Genomic DNA, 16,264 nt, shown 5'->3' on the forward strand with positions numbered 1-16,264 from the left:
TTCGCCCCACTCACGACAGGAGGCCATGATGCCCGCAGAAGACATGTTCGACATCACCAAGCTCAACTACAGCGGTCTGGACGCCGGCGAGGCCGACTTCCAGAAGGCCTTCAACGAGATGATCGAGACGCTCGAAACCCTGGAGCAGCAGCTCCTGGCCAAGGCCGCGCTCTGGGAGGGCGACGCCAAGAAGGTCTTCGACGAGGTCCGCGCGATCTGGCAGCGCGAGGCGGGTCACATGTCGACCGTCATCCACGAGCTGAAGACGAACATCAACATCACGCAGATGAACATGAGGGAGGTCGACCGGATCAACTCGATCATGCTGAACCCGAAGTAGGAGCGAGTTCGGACACGGTTGATACCGGTGGGGCCCTGAGAGCGAAGGGGGATCATGGGCGACGAGGGTGGAGTCAACCTCAGCAGGCGGGCGATCAGGGCCGCCAGGACGGACCTGGAAGAGGCCCTCGCGCTGCTGAGTCCCGACAGCGCGACCGGCGGCGACGGCGGCGACGCCAGACCCGTTTTCGCGCAGGGCTCGCCGGTGGTGCAGTTGCGCAGTGACTACGACGCCATGACCGGCTACTGGCCGGCCGCCGCGGGGTTCCAGACGAGCGCGCACCAGGCGATCACCGCCGTCACCGGGTCGTACACGAACATCGTCACGCAGGTGCAGTCCGTCATCGAGCTGCTGGAGCAGGCGCTGCGCAACTACGACGGCGTCGAGCTCGACAGCGAGGGCCACTCCCAGTCGGTGCAGGTCTGATGGCCGACTACCAGCAGCCGATCCGCCAGGAGATCGACACCAGCGAGGTCGAGTACGCCGACCTCGACCTCCTGCGCGAGAACCTGGCCAAGAACAAGCCCGAGCTGCTGCGCGAGGCCGCCTCGGAGCTCCTGACCGCCAAGCGCCGCCTGGACAACCTGGTCCAGGTGCTCGACCGGCACCTGCGGGCGCTGGACGAGCACTGGACGACGGGCAACGACTCCAAGACGGTCAAGGCCGCGCTGCGCCGGCTGCGCGGCGCCGCCGCCGACGTGTCGACCACGATCAGCAACCAGCCTCCCGACGCCGAGCAGTGCCCGGCCAACCCGTCCGGGGTCGCCCCCGCGCTGCTCCTCCAGGCGCACACCCTGTCGGTGTTCAGCGGGAAGAACCTGCCCGCCTCCGCGGACCGGGACGTCTCCGTCCTCGAAGGCGCCTTCCAGGGCGGCGCGGTCGGGACCATCGGCGGCTCGATCGGCGGCCCGCCCGGCATGGTGATCGGCGCCGTGGTGGGCACGCTGGCCGGCGGCGTGACCGCCCTGTTCACCGACGGGCCCTTCGGCAACCTCGTCGGCGACTCCAAGGAGGAGAAGGACAGGAAGGCCGCCAAGGAGCACATCAAGCTGCTCACGCAGGCCACCCATCAGAACAACCAGGCGTTCCCGGCGGAGCTGAGGACGGACATCCCGCAGTTCGGCCAGCTCGACCCGAGGCTTCCGGAGATGCCGCGCACCGGGCCCGGGTTCGACGGCACGACGCCGGCCGGCCTCAACCAGTCCTTCGACCCCGGCCTCGACGGCCTGGGCTATCCGACGGGCCAGGACGGCCTGACGGATCCGAGCCTGCACCGGATTCCCGGCGTGGGCGACGGGGGCGCCTTCCCGGGGAGCGCGCTGCCCGGCGGCTCGGGTCCCGGCTCGTTCCCCGGCGTGAACGCGGACGGGACGGGCGGGGCCGGCGGAGCCGGTGGCACCGACGGGAGCCTGCCCGGCGGCCAGGGCCCCGACGGCGCGAACCTCCCCGGCGTCCCCGGCGCTCCCGGCACGGGCCCGGACGCGCCCGCGACCTCCCTGGCGGGCCTGCCCGACCCGACCGCCCTGGCCAACCCGGCCGGGGGCAACCCGGCGTTCGGCAATCCCGCCCACAACGGCCCGGCCTTCGGCAACCCGGGCGCGGGCAACGCGTCGCCGGGCAACCAGAGCGCCACGGGGATCGGCAGCCCGTACGGCGCCGCGTACCCGGGGGGCGGCCCCGGCAGCGCCGCCGCCGGCGCGGGCGGGCGCGGCTCGGGCAACCGGTTCCCGATGATCCCGATGATCCCTCCCACCGGCGCCAGGACGGCCGCGGGCAAGGAGGAGGAGTCGGAGACGACCAGGACGACGTGGCTCTGGGAGGACGACTCGTACTTCACGAGCGACGTGCCCACCACGAACGCCTACATCACCGGTGAGTCGAAAGGCAAGGCATGAGCCGTCCCGCGGACAACGGCGCAAGCGCACCCCCCGGCCTGGAGCTGCCCAGGGACTTCCCCGGGCTCGGCGACGACGACGGCCGCGGACCGTACGTGGACCACACCGAGCTCAGGCGGGTCGTCGGGCGGCTGCGCACGGCGCTGGAGTCGCTGCGCGGCAGCGCGCCCGCCTCGATGAGCGCCACGTGGAGCGGCCCCGGGACCGTGGGCGAGGTGTCCGGGCTGGGCAACCTCGCCCCGGAGGCGGCCGGGAAGTGGGAGGTCGCCAGCGGCTTCGGATACAACATCTCGCACGCCGGCGAGGTGTTCGGCGGCAGTTACGGCCAGCTCCTGGAGTACGCCGAGAAGTGGGCGGACGCCGTGGAGAAGGCGATCACCAACTATGAGACATTCCATCGGGACAGCAGTGTGTGAGAAGCGGCGGGGTTGAGCGATGGCCGACCATTGGGAGCCGATCAGGATCTTCGACTACCTCGGCGAGAACGACCCCGGCGAGGGGACGACGCGAGACCAGGTCGTCAGCTGGCTGAACGAGGCCGACCCGGACCGGATCGAGTCCGCGGGCAAGAGCTTCGTCAACGCGGCCAAGCTGATCCGCGGTGAGGACGGCGTCCAGGGCGCCCTCATGCGGGCCGCCGAGGAGCTGTCGAGCGTGTGGCGCGGCGAGGGCGCCACCACCGCCCTGGAGAGCCTGCGCCTGCTGTACGCCAGCGCCGGCGCCCTGGGCGCCGCCATGCACGACACCGGCGCGCCCATGGAGCAGTACGCCCAGCAGGTCAGGCAGTACCGCGCCACCATGCCCGCCGACACCATCCTGGAGAACGCCGGCGGCGGCATGACGCACAACGGCGGCAACTACGGCGCCAACGGCGGATCGGGCTTCGGGACCGGGCAGCCGGGCTACACCCCGCCGCCGGTGCTCGAAGGCGACGGGGGCGGCATGACCGGCGGTCCCTCGAACGAGCCGATCTTCACCCCCGACGAGGCGGCCAGACGGCACCTGAAGAGCCTGAACGAGGAGATCGCCCGGCTGAACTCCAGCATGGCCGAGGGCCTCGCCTTCCGGCTGCCGGACATCACCGTGATGGACGTGAGCCTGCAGCAGCAGGGCGCGGTCGACGTCGGCAGCGGCAGCCGGTCGGGAGGCGGCGAGACCACGTACTGGAACGGCGGCGGCAGCGGGGCCGGCGGCACGGGCCCGGGCGGCTCGGGCAGTGGCTCCGGCGGGGCCGGCGGCACGGGCGGCGCCGGGAGCGGCGCCGGGAACAGTGGTGGCAGCGGCGCGGACGGCGGGACCGACCCGTCGCAGCGGCCCGTCCAGCCGCAGGACCCGGACGGGACCACCCCCGGCCAGGACCAGGACCAGCCCGGCAGCACGGACCCGCAGGACCCGTCCGCGCCCCGGCAGCCCGGCGACTCCTCGCAGGAGCAGCCGGCCGGCCAGGACCAGGACGCCGGAGACCAGCCGCAGGACGTGCCCGCGGTCATCGGCGACGACCGCACCCAGCTCGCGGAGAACACCCCTGCGCCCGGCCCCGGCACCTCGGCGAACCCCGGCACGAGCACGAACCCGAACGCCTGGAACCCGGCCACCACCACGACTCCGCCCCCGACGCTCACGAACCCCGTCACCGGCACGCCGTACGGCAACCAGCCGAACGGCGGCATGTGGTACGGCACGAACAGCCCGGCGGCGGCGGCCACCCCGGCGGTGCTCAGGGGCGGCGGGGTGACCGGCACGGGCTCCGGCTTCATGGCCTACCCGCCCGGCGGGGCCGCGCCGCTGTCCGGCGAGAGCGACGAGCACACCCGGGAGTACTACGACTCCGAGCGCGACATGTGGTCCGTGTCCATCGTCACGGGGCCGGACAAGCTCGGCTGAAACGCCCCGGGATATCACCCGGCCGAAGCTCCGGTAGGGCCTCCGGCCGAAGCTCGTCGGGGGCTCCGGCCGGAGCTCGTCGGCCGAAGCTCGCAGGAGGGCCGGCCTCTCTTCATCGGAGGGCCGGCCTCTCTTCATCGGAGGGCCGGCCTCTCAGCTCGTGGGAGGGGCCGGCCTCTCGCGGCCGGGGCGGGTCAGCCCTCCAGACGCTGCCGGATACGGTCGAGCTGGCCCATGAGGTCCTCGTAGGTGCGGTCGTAGGCCGCCTGCGTCTCGCGGACCTGCTCCATCGCGCCCTCGGGGTCGGCGCCGAACCGCAGCGGATTCTCCGCGCCGAACGTCTCCTCCATGATCCCGCTCATCTGCCGCTGCAGGTCGGCCACGGCCTCGTCGAAGACGAGCTTGATGCGCTCGGCGAGCTCGCCCGAGGTCAGGCGCATGGCCTTCGGGTGCAGGGTGAGGTCCTTGAGCCCGCCGTTGCCGAACTCCACCGTGACGAGCCCGTCCTCGTCCTGCGCCCGGCCGACCATCGTGACCAGGGAGGCCCGCACCTCGCCGACCCGTGCCATCTGCGCGTCGGCGTTGCGCAGAATCCTGTCGAAGTCCAGCGCGCCGAACTCCCGCTCCATCTCCCACACACCTCACATAACGCCCGGAAGCTCCTGGGCCTCAAACCCTATCCTCAGGGCCCGGCCCCGGGACCGGCCCCACGAGCGGCGCCCGAACCGTAGCCAGGGCCGGAACCGGGGCCGGTGCCGGCGCCGGGGCCCGAAGGGGAGCCGGAGCCCGGGCCCGGGTCGGCGGGGGTGATCGTCCGCTTCATCGCGATCCAGTCGAAGCCCTGGTAGCCGGGCGGCAGGCCGGTGCCCGGGTTGGGCTCGGCGTAGGAGGGGAACGCGTCGGCGTCGATGGTGACCGACTTGAAGTCGATCGCGGCGTCGCCGCCCGGGGTGATGTAGCCGAACTGGTGGTGCTTCTTCACCATCGTCGACAGCACGTCACCCCCCTCCTTCAGGGTGGTGGCGACCGAGGTGGCGAGGAAGAGCGTGGCGATGTTCACCTCGGCGGTGATGTACCGCTCCAGCAGCAGCCCCCACACCGAGGTGTTGGGCACCCGTTGCAGCCCCTTGGCGACGACGATCAGGCCGAGCGCGGCGAACCCCATGCGCAGGACCCACGTCCAGAAGCTCCGGTACGACGCCGCCACCTCGTCCAGCATGCCGCCGCCCTTGGAGATGACGTTGCGCAGCGCGCCGATCTCCCGGTGGAACTGCCAGATCCAGCGCTCGAACTCGTCGCGGTCCATGGCGATCCAGCCCTCGCGCGCCGCGTTCAGCAACTGCGGGAGGAGCTGCTTGATGCCGTCGTCGAGGCGCGAGGACATGCCGCTGTCCAGGACGCTGGCGGCCGAGGCCATGCCGGGCTCGTTGGCGAGCATCCCGCCCGCGACGGCGATCGCCGGCGACAGCCCCGCGGCCAGCTTCCCGGCCCTCTTGAGCACGTCGAGCGCCTTGTCGCCGAGCGAGGGCAGGTACGAATTGCGCCAGGCGGAGACCGCCTGCGGCGGGGCCGGATTGCCCGGCACCGGCCGGTTCGGTGTGGTCCTGGCGCGGGCCCTCGGGCCGGGGGTGCCCATCAGCCCCGGTACCTCACGATGCTCGCCTCCTCCGCGGCCCGCCAGTTGCGCCGGCAGCGGTCGAGGGTGGCCGAGCAGCTCCGCACGGCCTCCTCGGCGTCGCTGAACGTGGTGTCGAGCCAGCGGCGGAACTCCTCGTACGCGGGGGCGATCGCGAGGCCGCCGATCACGCCGAAGCCGAGCCCGTCCACGGCCGTCAAAGGCTGGAACCCGTGGATGTCCGTCATGGCCGGCAGCAGTTCCTCGTCCATCCGCGAGCGGGTGTGGGCGATGGTGGACGACGTGACGTAGATCTCCTGGCCCGGAGCTGCCTGATTATTCGACACAAACGCGATTGTTGTGCACCTTTAGCGAAGAAAGGGCGAATTGCCGTGATCTTCACAGCGGGTTCAGCGAATCGACAGCCCCCGATCCCCTCCGGTTAACCGGCTCCCGGTGGCCTGCACCTCATGGAATTCAGCGAGCACGACGTCGACAACCTGCTGAAGGAGAACGAGCGCGAACTGCTCCGCCTCGCCGACGCCTCGGCGGAGCTGCGGCACGTCATCGGCAAGGGCGAGAGCCGCAGCGGCCTGACCAGGGCGGTGGTGGACGCCGACGGCCGGCTCCAGAGCGTCACCTTCGCGCCGCGCGTGCTCCGCCTGGACGTCGCCGCCCTGGCGGAGGAGGTCGTGCAGGCCGTACGGGGGGCCCAGGAGGACCAGGACCGGCAGGCCCGCGAGCTGCTGGGCGCGGCCGGGGCCACGCCGCCCGCGCTGGAGGACGTGCAGCGGCAGTTCGCGGAGTTCCGGGAGCTGTTCGGCGCGGAGACGATCGAGCGCAACGACCGGCTGCGCCGGCTGAGCGAGCGCGACCCCCGCGACGACTACTGAGCCCCGGGCTCCGGCGCCGGCCGGACGCCTGGCGGACGCCGGGCCTGGTGGCGGCCGGACGCCTGGCGGACGCCGGGCCTGTGGCTGCCTCCCGGGCCGCTCGGGCGGGTCAGCCGGCCAGGCCGCGGATCCAGATGTAGACGTCGAGCACGCCCAGCGCCAGCGGGAACAGCGCGATGAGCAGGATCACGTCCACGATCTCGCCGGCCCGGCCCCAGAACGGCGACAACCGCCCGGACGGCAGCCACAGGCCCAGCCCGACGACCAGCATGGCCAGCCAGAGCAGGCCCATGGCGACCGCGGCGGCGGCCACGGTGCCCGCGCCCACGCTGAGCTCGACGGCCACCGCGACCAGGCCCGCCAGCCCGGTGCCGAGCAGCCAGAGCCGCTGCCCGACGCCGTGGAAGACCCGGGCGCGCAGCAGCATCACCAGGGAGAGCACCACGGCCATGGCCAGCGCCATCCAGCCCGGCGTGGTGACCAGGTAGACCAGGGCGGCGATCGCGGTCATGGCCACCCCGGTGACCATGCCGGTGGCGTACCTGCGGGCCTGGGCGGTGCGGGCGAGCACGCCCTCGCTGTCCAGCCGCTGGTTGTCGGCGCGCAGCTCCTCGGCGCTGGTGGGCAGGGTCGGCAGCGGCACCCGGGCGATCTTGAAGGACAACGAGGGGATCAGCGGGCTGAGGGAGATGAGGATGGTGACCGCCATGGCGGCCGTGCCCGCGGCGGGCACGCCGAACACCATGACCACGGCCGCCGCCATCGCGCCCACCACCGTGGCGATGGCCGTGCCGAGGAAGCCCGCCACGCCGTCGGCGATCACCGTGCCGCCGATCGTGGCCACCAGCGCCGTGCAGGTGAGCGCGGCCAGCAGGTGCGGCGCGCCGACCCCGGCCAGGGTGGAGCCGCTGACCAGGCCGTACAGGCCGGCGACGAAGGCGTACGGCAGCGCGGCGTACCCGACGAGCGCGCCCGCCGAGGAGTCGCCCACCGCCCGCGACAGGGCCGCGCCCACGCCGACCAGCAGCACGGCCAGGATGCCCGCGACCACGGTGATGCCCAGCGGCGCGCTGCCCGACAGCACCAGCCCGGGGACGCCGAGCGCGAGCAGGATGGCCGCCGCGCCGGTGCCCATGGCCTTGGTGTGGCGGGACTCCCACGTGCCGCTGCTCTCCTTCACGCCGGTGGCCACCACGTCCGCCACGTCGTCGTACAGGGCGGGCGGCAGCGTGGCCTCGCGCGGGCGCAGGTACAGCAGCTCCCCGTCGAGCACGCCGAGGGAGGAGAGCGTCTGGCCGAGGTCGAACGGCTCGCCGCCCAGCCGCTGCAGCACCCAGCCGGGCGAGCCGGCGTCGCCGCCGCCCTCGCCGACCGCGCGCAGCAGCCCGGGCAGCACGTGGGGCAGCGGGATGTCGGCGGGCAGCGCGAGGTCCACGCGGCGGCGCGGCGCGACGATCGTGACGTGGCACAGCGGCGCCAGCGGCGTGCGCGGCGCCGGCTGCGCCTGCGGGTGCGGCATCCCGGGCGGCGGCGCCCCCGGCGGCACGGCTCCCGGTGGCACGGCTCCCGGTGGCACGGCTCCCGGCGGCACCGCACCGGGCGGCATCGCTCCCGGCGGCGTGGGACGCATCGGCTGCATCGGCTGATGGGCGAGCGAGGTCACGGCCACTCCAGGTCCGGCTGGCAAAATCCGACATGCCGAACATATAGGGACGGTAGGTCTGGTAAGAAAGTGTTTCAGGTGACAGGAGGGTTGTCCGGTCCGTGAGCATTGTTGTCGTACGACGTCCCGAGCGCCGTCCCAGCCCCAAACCACCGCGCGGGGAAATCCTCCTCGAATCGCCGCCGGAAATTCCGGAGGTGCAGCCCGCCGGGCTCATGGGCGTCCTCATGTACGTCCCGATGCTCGCCGGCGGCGCCGCCATGGCGCTCATGTTCACCGCGGGCGGCAACTCCAGCCCCATCATGTACGTGGCCAGCGGCCTGTTCGCGGTCTCCATGCTGGGCATGACCATCGGCCAGTTCGGCCGCAACGCGGGCGAGCGCAAGAACCGGCTCAACGGCCTGCGCCGCGACTACTTCCGCTACCTGTCCCAGATCCGCAAGCGGGTCCGCAAGGCGGCCGTCCAGCAGCGCGAGGCGCTGGAGTGGAGCGGCCCTGCCCCCGACACGCTCTGGTGGGTGGCGATGGGCCCGCGCCTGTGGGAGCGCCGCCCCCGTGACGAGGACTTCGCCACCGTACGCCTGGGCGCCGGCGTGCAGAAGCTGGCCGTCCAGCTCATCCCGCCGGACTCCAAGCCCATCGAGGACCTGGACGCGCTGACCGCCGGCGCGCTGCGCCGGTTCGTCCGGGCCCACGCGACCGTCGCGGGGCTGCCCATCTCGGTCGCGCTCAACTCCTTCGCCCGCATCCGGCTCGGCGGCGACCCCCGCGCCGCGCGCGCCCTGGTGCGCGCCGTGATCGCCCAGCTCGTCACCTTCCACTCCCCCGACGACATGCGGATCCTCGTGTGCGCGGGCAAGGAGTGGATGCCGCACTGGGACTGGGTGAAGTGGCTGCCGCACGCGCTGCACCCCGAGGAGATGGACGCGGCCGGCCAGGTGCGGCTGATGGCCGAGAACCTGGCGTGGCTGGACGGCCTGGTGGGCGACGAGCTCAAGGAGCGGGCCAGGTTCCGGCCTGGCTCGGCGGCCGAGGCGCTGCCGTACTACGTGGTGATCGTGGACGGCGGGCAGGTGCCGCACGACTCCCAGCTCGGCACCGACGCCATCCAGGGCGTCACCGTCATCGACCTGTCGGACTCGACGGGGCCGGTCGAGGAGGCCGGCACGCTGCGCCTGGAGGTGCAGCCGGACGGCTTCCACATGGTCAAGATCGACCACGCGGGCAAGCGGTCCGCCACCCGGCTGGGCGACCCCGACAAGCTGGACTACCCGCGCGCCGAGGGCCTGGCCAGGCAGCTCGCGCCGCTGCGGGCCTCGGTGGGCTCGGGCGGCGAGGCGCAGGACGTGCTCGGCGCCAACACCACACTGACCGACCTGCTCGGGGTGGGCGACGCGGCCCGGCTCCAGCCCGCGGTCACCTGGCAGCCCAGGGCCGGCCGCAACCGGCTGCGCGTGCCGATCGGCCTCGGCGCCGACGGCCGGGTGGTCGAGCTGGACATCAAGGAGTCGGCGCAGGGCGGCATGGGCCCGCACGGCCTGGTGATCGGCGCGACCGGCTCGGGCAAGTCGGAGCTGCTGCGCACCCTCGTGCTCGGGCTGGCCATCACGCACTCCCCCGAGATCCTCAACTTCGTGCTCGTCGACTTCAAGGGCGGCGCCACGTTCCTCGGCCTGGAGACGCTCACCCACGTCTCCGCCGTCATCACCAACCTGGAGGACGAGCTCCCCCTGGTCGACCGCATGCACGACGCGCTGCACGGCGAGATGGTGCGGCGGCAGGAGCTGCTGCGCGCGGCCGGCAACTACGCCTCGCTGCGCGACTACGAGCGCGCCCGCGAGCAGGGCGCCGACCTGCGCCCGCTGCCGACGCTGTTCATCGTGCTGGACGAGTTCAGCGAGCTGCTGGCGGCCAAGCCGGAGTTCGTCGACCTGTTCGTGATGATCGGCCGGCTGGGCCGTTCGCTCGGCGTGCACCTGCTGCTCGCCTCGCAGCGGCTGGAGGAGGGGCGGCTGCGCGGGCTGGACACGCACCTGTCGTACCGGATCGGCCTGCGGACGTTCTCGGCCATGGAGAGCCGGGTCGTGCTGGGCGTGGCGGACGCGTACGAGCTGCCGTCCGCCCCCGGCAACGGCTACCTGAAGTTCGACACCACCGGCATGACCAGGTTCAAGGCCGCCTACGTCTCGGGCGCCCACCACGACGACCCCGCCCAGGGCGCCGTGCCGGGCGACCCGGCCGCCGTGCGCGAGGTCGTCGAGTACGGCCCCGCCCACGTGCCGCTCCCCGAGGTCACCACCCCGGTCGCCACCGACGAGGAGCCGGAGGACGACGAGCCGGCCGGCGGCAACCAGCGCAGCCTGCTGGACGTGGTGGTCGGCCGGCTGGCCGGGCACGGCCCCGCGGCGCACCGCATCTGGCTGCCCCCGCTGGCCGAACCGCCCACCCTGGCCCACCTGCTGCCGCCGCTGTCGGTCACCCCCGAGCACGGGCTCACCACGGCCGGCTGGCAGGGCCGGGGCCGGCTGCAGGCGGTCGTCGGCATCATCGACAAGCCCTTCGAGCAGCGCCGTGACCCGTTCTGGCTGGATCTGTCCACCGGCGGCGGGCACGTCGGCGTGGCCGGCGGCACGCGCAGCGGCAAGAGCACCGTGCTGCGCACCCTGGTGGCGAGCATGGCGCTGCTGCACGACCCGCGCGAGGTGCAGTTCTACTGCCTCGACTTCGGCGGCGGCTCGCTGTCCTCGCTGGAGGGCCTGCCGCATGTGGGCGGCGTGGCCGCCCGCCTCGACGGCGACCGGGTGCGCCGCACCGTGGCCGAGGTCAGCGGCATCCTGGAGCAGCGCGAGCGGAGCTTCGGCGAGCACGGCATCGAGTCCATCGCGGCCTACCGTCGGCTGCGCGAGGAGGGCACGATCGAGGGCGACGGCTGGGGCGACGTGTTCCTGGTCGTGGACGGCTGGCTGACGCTGCGGCAGGAGTTCGACTCGCTGGAGCCGGTCATCACCGACATCGCCGCGCGCGGGCTCGGCTACGGCGTGCACGTCGTGGCCGCGTCCAACAAGTGGTCAGAGTTCCGGCCCAGCATCCGCGACCTGCTCGGCACCAAGATCGAGCTCAAGCTCGGCGACGCGTACGAGTCGGAGATCAGCAGGAAGAAGGCGCTCGGGGTGCCCGAGGGCACGCCGGGACGCGGGCTGACCAAGGACGGCTTCCACTTCCTGTCCGCCCTGCCCAGGATCGACGGCGTGCAGAACGCCGCGGACCTGGCAACCGGGGCGCGCGGGCTGGTGCAGGCCGTCCGCGAATCCTGGCAGGGCCCGCCGGCGCGGCCGGTCAGGCTGCTGCCCGCCGTGCTGCCCGCCGCCGCGCTGCCGGACGACCCCGACCGGATCCCGATCGGCATCGACGAGACCGCGCTGGCCCCCGTGGCGCTGGACTTCGACGCCGACCCGCACTTCATCGTGCTCGGCGAGAACGAGAGTGGCAAGTCCAACCTGCTGCGCCTCATCTCCGAGGGCATCGTGGCCAGGAAGCAGCCCAGCCAGGCCATGCTCATCGTGATCGACTACCGGCGCGCGCTGCTCGACTCCGCCGCGACCGAGCACCGCATCGGCTACGCCGCCTCCAGCGCCGCCGCCGCCGAGCTGATCAACGACGCCAGGGGCGCCCTGCTCAACCGCCTGCCCCCGGCCGACCTGACGCCGCAGCAACTGCGGGAGCGCAGCTGGTGGACGGGCTCGGACCTGTACGTCGTCGTCGACGACTACGACCTCGTCGCGACCTCGTCCAACCCGCTGCTCCCCCTGGTCGAGCTGCTGCCGCAGGCCCGCGACATCGGCCTGCACCTCGTGCTCGCCCGCCAGATGGGCGGCGCGGGCCGGGCCATGTTCGACCCCGTCATCCAGCGGATGAAGGACATGGCCACGCCGGCGCTGCTCCTGTCCGGCAACAAGGACGAGGGCATGCTGTTCGGCAACATCCGGCCCCAGCCCCTCCCCCCGGGGCGCGGCCAGCTCGTGGACCGGCGGCACGGCTCGCGCCTGATGCAGACGGCGTTCCTGGGCGCGGACGAGCCGGGCCAGAAGTGATCGTGAGAGGGAACCGCGATGGCAGATCTTGAGGCGCACTACTCGGCGCTGGACAGGTGCCGCACGGCGATCGGCGCGGCCGCGGGCAACTACCTGGCCACTCTGGTGGACCGCAACCCGGGAGAGATCACCTACGACGACGCCGGGGAGCTACGCAACAACCGGACCCCGGTCAAGGCCGAGACGTTCGGCGACCTGGCCGAGTCCGGGGGCCTGGCCACGGCCGCGAACGACGTCTGGGACGCCATCCTCGGCGAGATGGACCAGGCCCGCAGGAAGCTGGCCGACACCGAGCGCGCGCTGAACACCGTGGAGGAGAACCTCCGCGCGGCGCACAGGGCCACCTCATGAGCGTCGGGCACCTGCCGGGCGGCGCGGAGCTCGACGAGATGTTGCGGAAGGTGAAGGGCGACCCGGGCGCCATCGACACCCTGGCGACCGCGTGGCGCGCCGTGTCGGGCGACGTCGACGAGTTCGCCCGCGACCTGTCGGCGGCCGTGCAGGTCGTGGACGACGCCTGGAAGGGGCGCGCGGCCGACCAGTTCGACACGTACATGAACAAGTACCAGGTCGCGGCGGGCGACCTGAAGTCCGCGCTGTCCAGCGCCGCCTCCTCGCTCGGCACGGTGGCCGGCGCCCTGCGCGAGTCGCACGCCGAGATCGCCTCGATCTGCCGCGACCTCGCCACCAACGCCGCCGCGTACGAGACCACCTACCGCAGGGAGCATCCCGACGCCACGCAGGAGGACGTGGACGCGAAGCTGGCCGAGCTGGTCACCCGGGCCAAGGCCGACGCCCGGCCGTGGGTGAACTCCGCGGCCGAGGCCGTGCGCAAGGCCAAGGAGGACATCAACCGGTTCCTGGGCGAGCGCGGGCTCAGCTTTCTCGGCATTCCCGACGTGTCCACCCAGACGTTCACGCCGGAGCGGGGGAAGACGACCGGCTGGGAGCCGGAGCCCGCCTACCAGGAGCGGGACCGCACCTCGCTGCAGACCCAGGGCGGCACCGGCCGCCAGATCGGCGACGGCGGTGGCGGTGGCGGCGGCGGTGGTGGCGGCGGCTTCGGCGGGTACGGGTCGAGCGGCCCGCCCCCGGCCGTCAAGCCGTCGGGAGAGGTGCAGGCGTGGATCAGGCAGGCCATCGAGATCCTGGAGCGGCACGGCGTGCCGCGCTCCAAGATGAACCCCGATGACATCGCGGTGATCATCCAGCACGAGTCCAGCGGCAACCCCCACGCCATCAACAACTGGGACTCCAACGCCGCCAAGGGCACGCCGTCCAAGGGGCTGATGCAGACCATCGACCCGACCTTCAACGCGTACTCGCTGAAGGGGTACAACGACATCTGGAACCCGGTGCACAACATCATCGCCGGGGTGCGGTGGGCGATCTCGGAGTACGGGTCGGTGTCGAACGCGCCCGGCATCGTCAAGCTCCAGAACGGCGCCGATTACGAAGGCTACTGACCAGCGCGCGCCCGCCGGCGACGGGCCAGGCCCGGACGGCTGGTCCGGGCCCGGGAGAAGGGTCAGCCGCAGTTGGCGTAGCCGGTGCTGGTGCGCCCCGAGCCGACGTAGCCGGAGACCTTCACGCACTTGCCCTTCGCGGCCAGCTTGACCGGCCCCGCGTAGTACTCGAAGCTGCCGTTGTCCGACGCGCTGCCGCCGCCCTGCACGTCCAGGGTGACGCCGACCGGGGTGCTCTTGCCGACGTCCGCGGTCTTGATGGTGACGGCGCAGTTCTGCCCGGTGCTGTTGTTCCAGAGCTGGTACGTCACGCCGCCCGAGAACGGGCTGGACCGCTGGACGCTGAAGCCCGGCCCGCAGACCGACGTCGGCGTGTGCGGGTTCCTGACCGGCGCCGCGGACGTCTTCGACGGCGTCGGCTTGGCGGTCGTCCTGGTGGGCGTGGGCTTGGCCGTCGTCCTGGTCGGCGTGGGCTTGGCCGTCGTCCTGGTCGGCGTGGGCTCCGGCTCCCGGCTCGGCTCCTTCGTCGGCTCCTTGGTGGGCTCCTGGGTGGGCTCCTTCGTGGGCTCCTTGGTCGGCTCCTGGGTGGGCGTCTTGCTCGGCGGCACCGTCTTGGTGACGGTCGCCGTGGGCTTGCTCTTCTTCCTGGTCGGGCTCGGCTGCGCGGTGGTCGCGGGCGGCGGTGGCGGCGTGGTCGGCACCACGACCGGCTGCGACGGGAGCGGGGCCGGGGTGGTGGGCGCCGTGGTCAGCTCGGGCACGGCCGGCGAGTTCGACGCCCACTCGGTGGGCAGCACCAGCGGGCCGACCTCCGAGTCGTCCGGGGCGGCCGAGGTGGCCCACGGGACCGTGGGCTCGGGCTGCGCCTGCTGCGGGTTGGTCCCGACCGGGTTGGAGCCCTGCGGGACCGGGGTCACCGAGGCGCTGGCCGGGACCGGCACGCCGATCGCGTTGTCCTCGGCCGCCGCGGCGGCGGGGTTGACCTGCTGCAGCTTGACGTACCGGTTGGCGCCCCACAGGCCGACCACCGCGATGAGCGTGACGGCGGCCAGCGCGGCGATCAGCGCCACCGGGAAGCCGCGGCGCGGCGTCTGGGCGGCCCCGCCGGGCGCCGCGGTCACCTCCAGCCTGATGTGGTGCGGCGGGTGCGGCTCGGGCTCCGGCGGGCCCCACATGCCCGACTCGGGCTGCTGCGGCGCGGGCGGCATGGCCATGCCCTGCATCGGCGGCGGCCCCTGCGGCCCCGGTACGACCGGCCCCTGCTGGGGCGGGCCCTGCATCGCCGGACCCTGCATTCCCGGACCCTGCGCCCCGGGGCCCTGCATTCCCGGGCCGGGCACGATCGGGCCCGGCATGGGAGCGCCCTGCACCGGAAGACCCGGCACGGGCGGCGGCCCCTGGATCACCGGCCCCGGCATCCCGGGCGGCGGCGGTCCCTGCATCCCGGGACCAGGAACCGGGCCGGCCTGGTTCGGCCCGGAGTGAACCGGACCGGCGGCGTTCGGCCCGGACTGCGCCGGGCCGGCGGTGGCCGGGGTGGGCTTGGGGGGCTCGGGGCGGGCCGGGTCCGGCTGGTGGGGGACGGCCTTGACGGGGACGCCCTCGATCGGGCCCGCGGCGATCGCGGCCGGCCGGGGCGCGGCCGGCCGGGGCCCGTTCGCGTCGCCGAGGACCTGCATCAGCGCGCTGTACGTGGTCGGCCGCTGCCCGACCTCCTTGGCCAGGGCCGACAGCAGCACCCTGCGCATGGGCTCGGTCTCGATGCCGACCTCGGGCTCGGCGTTCAGCACCGCCTCGCGGTCGGCGAACGGCGGCCGCCCGGTCCCGGCGAACACGACCGTGGCGGCCCAGGCGTACACGTCGGCGTACGGGCCGTACTGCAGCCCTTCGAGCTGTTCCGGAGCCTGGTAGCCGGGCTCGCCGGCCGGCTCTCCGACGGCGGCGTCGGTGACCCTGGGCCCTTCGGCGGCGAGGATGACGTTGTGCGGGGTGAGCGAGCGGTGCGTCAGCCCCGTGAGGTGCACGGCCGACAGCGCGGTCAGGATGCCGACGGCGACCCGCTCCAGCGCGTCCCCGGTCAGCGGCCCGTCGTCGGCCACCGTCTGGGCCAGGCTCTTGCCTTCGACGTGCTCGCGCACGATGTACGGCCGGTCGTCGAGGAACCCGGCGTCGAGGACCCTGGCCACGTACGAGCTGGAGACCCGTTTGGCTCCGAGGTGGTCGGTCAGCGCGTCGGGACCGGGCTCCGGCACGGCGGGGAGCAGTTTGACGGCCACCAGGGGCGCGTCGTCCGACTCCCGTCCGAGGAAGACTTCTCCCCTCGGGCCCTCTCCCAGCAATCCGACAATGCCATAGGCGCCGATCCGCTCTGGATCACCAGGGCGCAAAGGGTGCATGCCTAACCTTTCACCAACAGA

General features: G+C 73.2%; 14 protein-coding genes. 9 read left to right on the forward strand and 5 right to left on the reverse strand.

Annotated elements, in window-relative coordinates; translation table 11 throughout:
• Positions 1-28: 28 nt before the first annotated feature.
• The 5 genes from IO39_RS12860 to IO39_RS54315 are packed head-to-tail and all read left to right on the forward strand — an operon-like array spanning position 29 to position 4,119.
• A complete protein-coding gene (locus IO39_RS12860; protein WP_169789059.1) occupies positions 29-340 on the forward strand; it encodes a WXG100 family type VII secretion target in 312 nt (103 codons plus the stop codon).
• Between the two features lie 54 nt (positions 341-394).
• Positions 395-766: a hypothetical protein gene (locus tag IO39_RS12865; RefSeq protein WP_043620941.1), complete on the forward strand. Its 372-nt coding sequence runs from the start codon at positions 395-397 to the stop codon at positions 764-766.
• Complete coding sequence (locus IO39_RS12870; RefSeq protein WP_043620949.1) at positions 766-2,235, forward strand: WXG100 family type VII secretion target; 1,470 nt, start codon at positions 766-768, stop codon at positions 2,233-2,235. The genes IO39_RS12865 and IO39_RS12870 overlap by 1 nt, the downstream gene beginning before the upstream one ends.
• Positions 2,232-2,651 carry a hypothetical protein gene (locus IO39_RS12875; protein WP_043620950.1) on the forward strand — a complete coding sequence of 140 codons (420 nt, stop codon included), beginning with the start codon at positions 2,232-2,234 and terminating at the stop codon, positions 2,649-2,651. The genes IO39_RS12870 and IO39_RS12875 overlap by 4 nt, the downstream gene beginning before the upstream one ends.
• Positions 2,652-2,670: 19 nt before the next feature.
• Positions 2,671-4,119, forward strand: coding sequence for a hypothetical protein (locus IO39_RS54315; RefSeq protein WP_043620954.1), 1,449 nt, complete (start codon positions 2,671-2,673; stop codon positions 4,117-4,119).
• 194 nt (positions 4,120-4,313) lie between these two features.
• Here the strand turns inward: IO39_RS54315 and IO39_RS12885 are convergent, their stop codons facing one another.
• The 3 genes from IO39_RS12885 to IO39_RS12895 are packed head-to-tail and all read right to left on the reverse strand — an operon-like array spanning position 4,314 to position 6,081.
• The gene (locus IO39_RS12885; RefSeq protein WP_043620955.1) at positions 4,314-4,748 is read right to left on the reverse strand and encodes a YbaB/EbfC family nucleoid-associated protein; all 435 of its coding nucleotides are present in this window, start codon (positions 4,746-4,748) and stop codon (positions 4,314-4,316) included.
• A gap of 53 nt (positions 4,749-4,801) precedes the next feature.
• Complete coding sequence (locus IO39_RS12890) at positions 4,802-5,755, reverse strand: hypothetical protein (protein WP_043620956.1); 954 nt, start codon at positions 5,753-5,755, stop codon at positions 4,802-4,804.
• Positions 5,755-6,081 (reverse strand): hypothetical protein, encoded by a 327-nt coding sequence (locus IO39_RS12895; protein WP_157548264.1) that lies wholly within the window; start codon positions 6,079-6,081, stop codon positions 5,755-5,757. The genes IO39_RS12890 and IO39_RS12895 overlap by 1 nt, the downstream gene beginning before the upstream one ends.
• A gap of 123 nt (positions 6,082-6,204) precedes the next feature.
• Between IO39_RS12895 and IO39_RS12900 the strand changes: the two genes are divergently transcribed.
• Positions 6,205-6,627, forward strand: a complete 423-nt coding sequence (locus IO39_RS12900; protein ID WP_043620962.1) for a YbaB/EbfC family nucleoid-associated protein — start codon at positions 6,205-6,207, stop codon at positions 6,625-6,627.
• A 109-nt stretch (positions 6,628-6,736) separates the two neighbouring features.
• Here IO39_RS12900 and eccD read toward each other — a convergent pair whose 3' ends face one another.
• Positions 6,737-8,290, reverse strand: coding sequence for a type VII secretion integral membrane protein EccD (gene eccD / locus IO39_RS12905; RefSeq protein ID WP_245641940.1), 1,554 nt, complete (start codon positions 8,288-8,290; stop codon positions 6,737-6,739).
• A gap of 101 nt (positions 8,291-8,391) precedes the next feature.
• Between eccD and IO39_RS12910 the strand changes: the two genes are divergently transcribed.
• The 3 genes from IO39_RS12910 to IO39_RS12920 are packed head-to-tail and all read left to right on the forward strand — an operon-like array spanning position 8,392 to position 13,847.
• Positions 8,392-12,381: a type VII secretion protein EccC gene (locus tag IO39_RS12910; RefSeq protein WP_043620965.1), complete on the forward strand. Its 3,990-nt coding sequence runs from the start codon at positions 8,392-8,394 to the stop codon at positions 12,379-12,381.
• Between the two features lie 18 nt (positions 12,382-12,399).
• Positions 12,400-12,732 carry a hypothetical protein gene (locus IO39_RS12915; RefSeq protein ID WP_043620967.1) on the forward strand — a complete coding sequence of 111 codons (333 nt, stop codon included), beginning with the start codon at positions 12,400-12,402 and terminating at the stop codon, positions 12,730-12,732.
• Positions 12,729-13,847 (forward strand): transglycosylase SLT domain-containing protein, encoded by a 1,119-nt coding sequence (locus IO39_RS12920; protein WP_043620969.1) that lies wholly within the window; start codon positions 12,729-12,731, stop codon positions 13,845-13,847. The genes IO39_RS12915 and IO39_RS12920 overlap by 4 nt, the downstream gene beginning before the upstream one ends.
• Positions 13,848-13,909: 62 nt before the next feature.
• On the opposite strand, the gene IO39_RS58875 is transcribed toward IO39_RS12920, so the two are convergent.
• A complete protein-coding gene (locus tag IO39_RS58875) occupies positions 13,910-16,186 on the reverse strand; it encodes a serine/threonine protein kinase (protein ID WP_169789060.1) in 2,277 nt (758 codons plus the stop codon).
• Between the last annotated feature and the right edge of the window lie 78 nt (positions 16,187-16,264).

The organism is Nonomuraea candida, from assembly GCF_000725485.1.
GTDB classification, from domain to species: domain Bacteria; phylum Actinomycetota; class Actinomycetes; order Streptosporangiales; family Streptosporangiaceae; genus Nonomuraea; species Nonomuraea candida.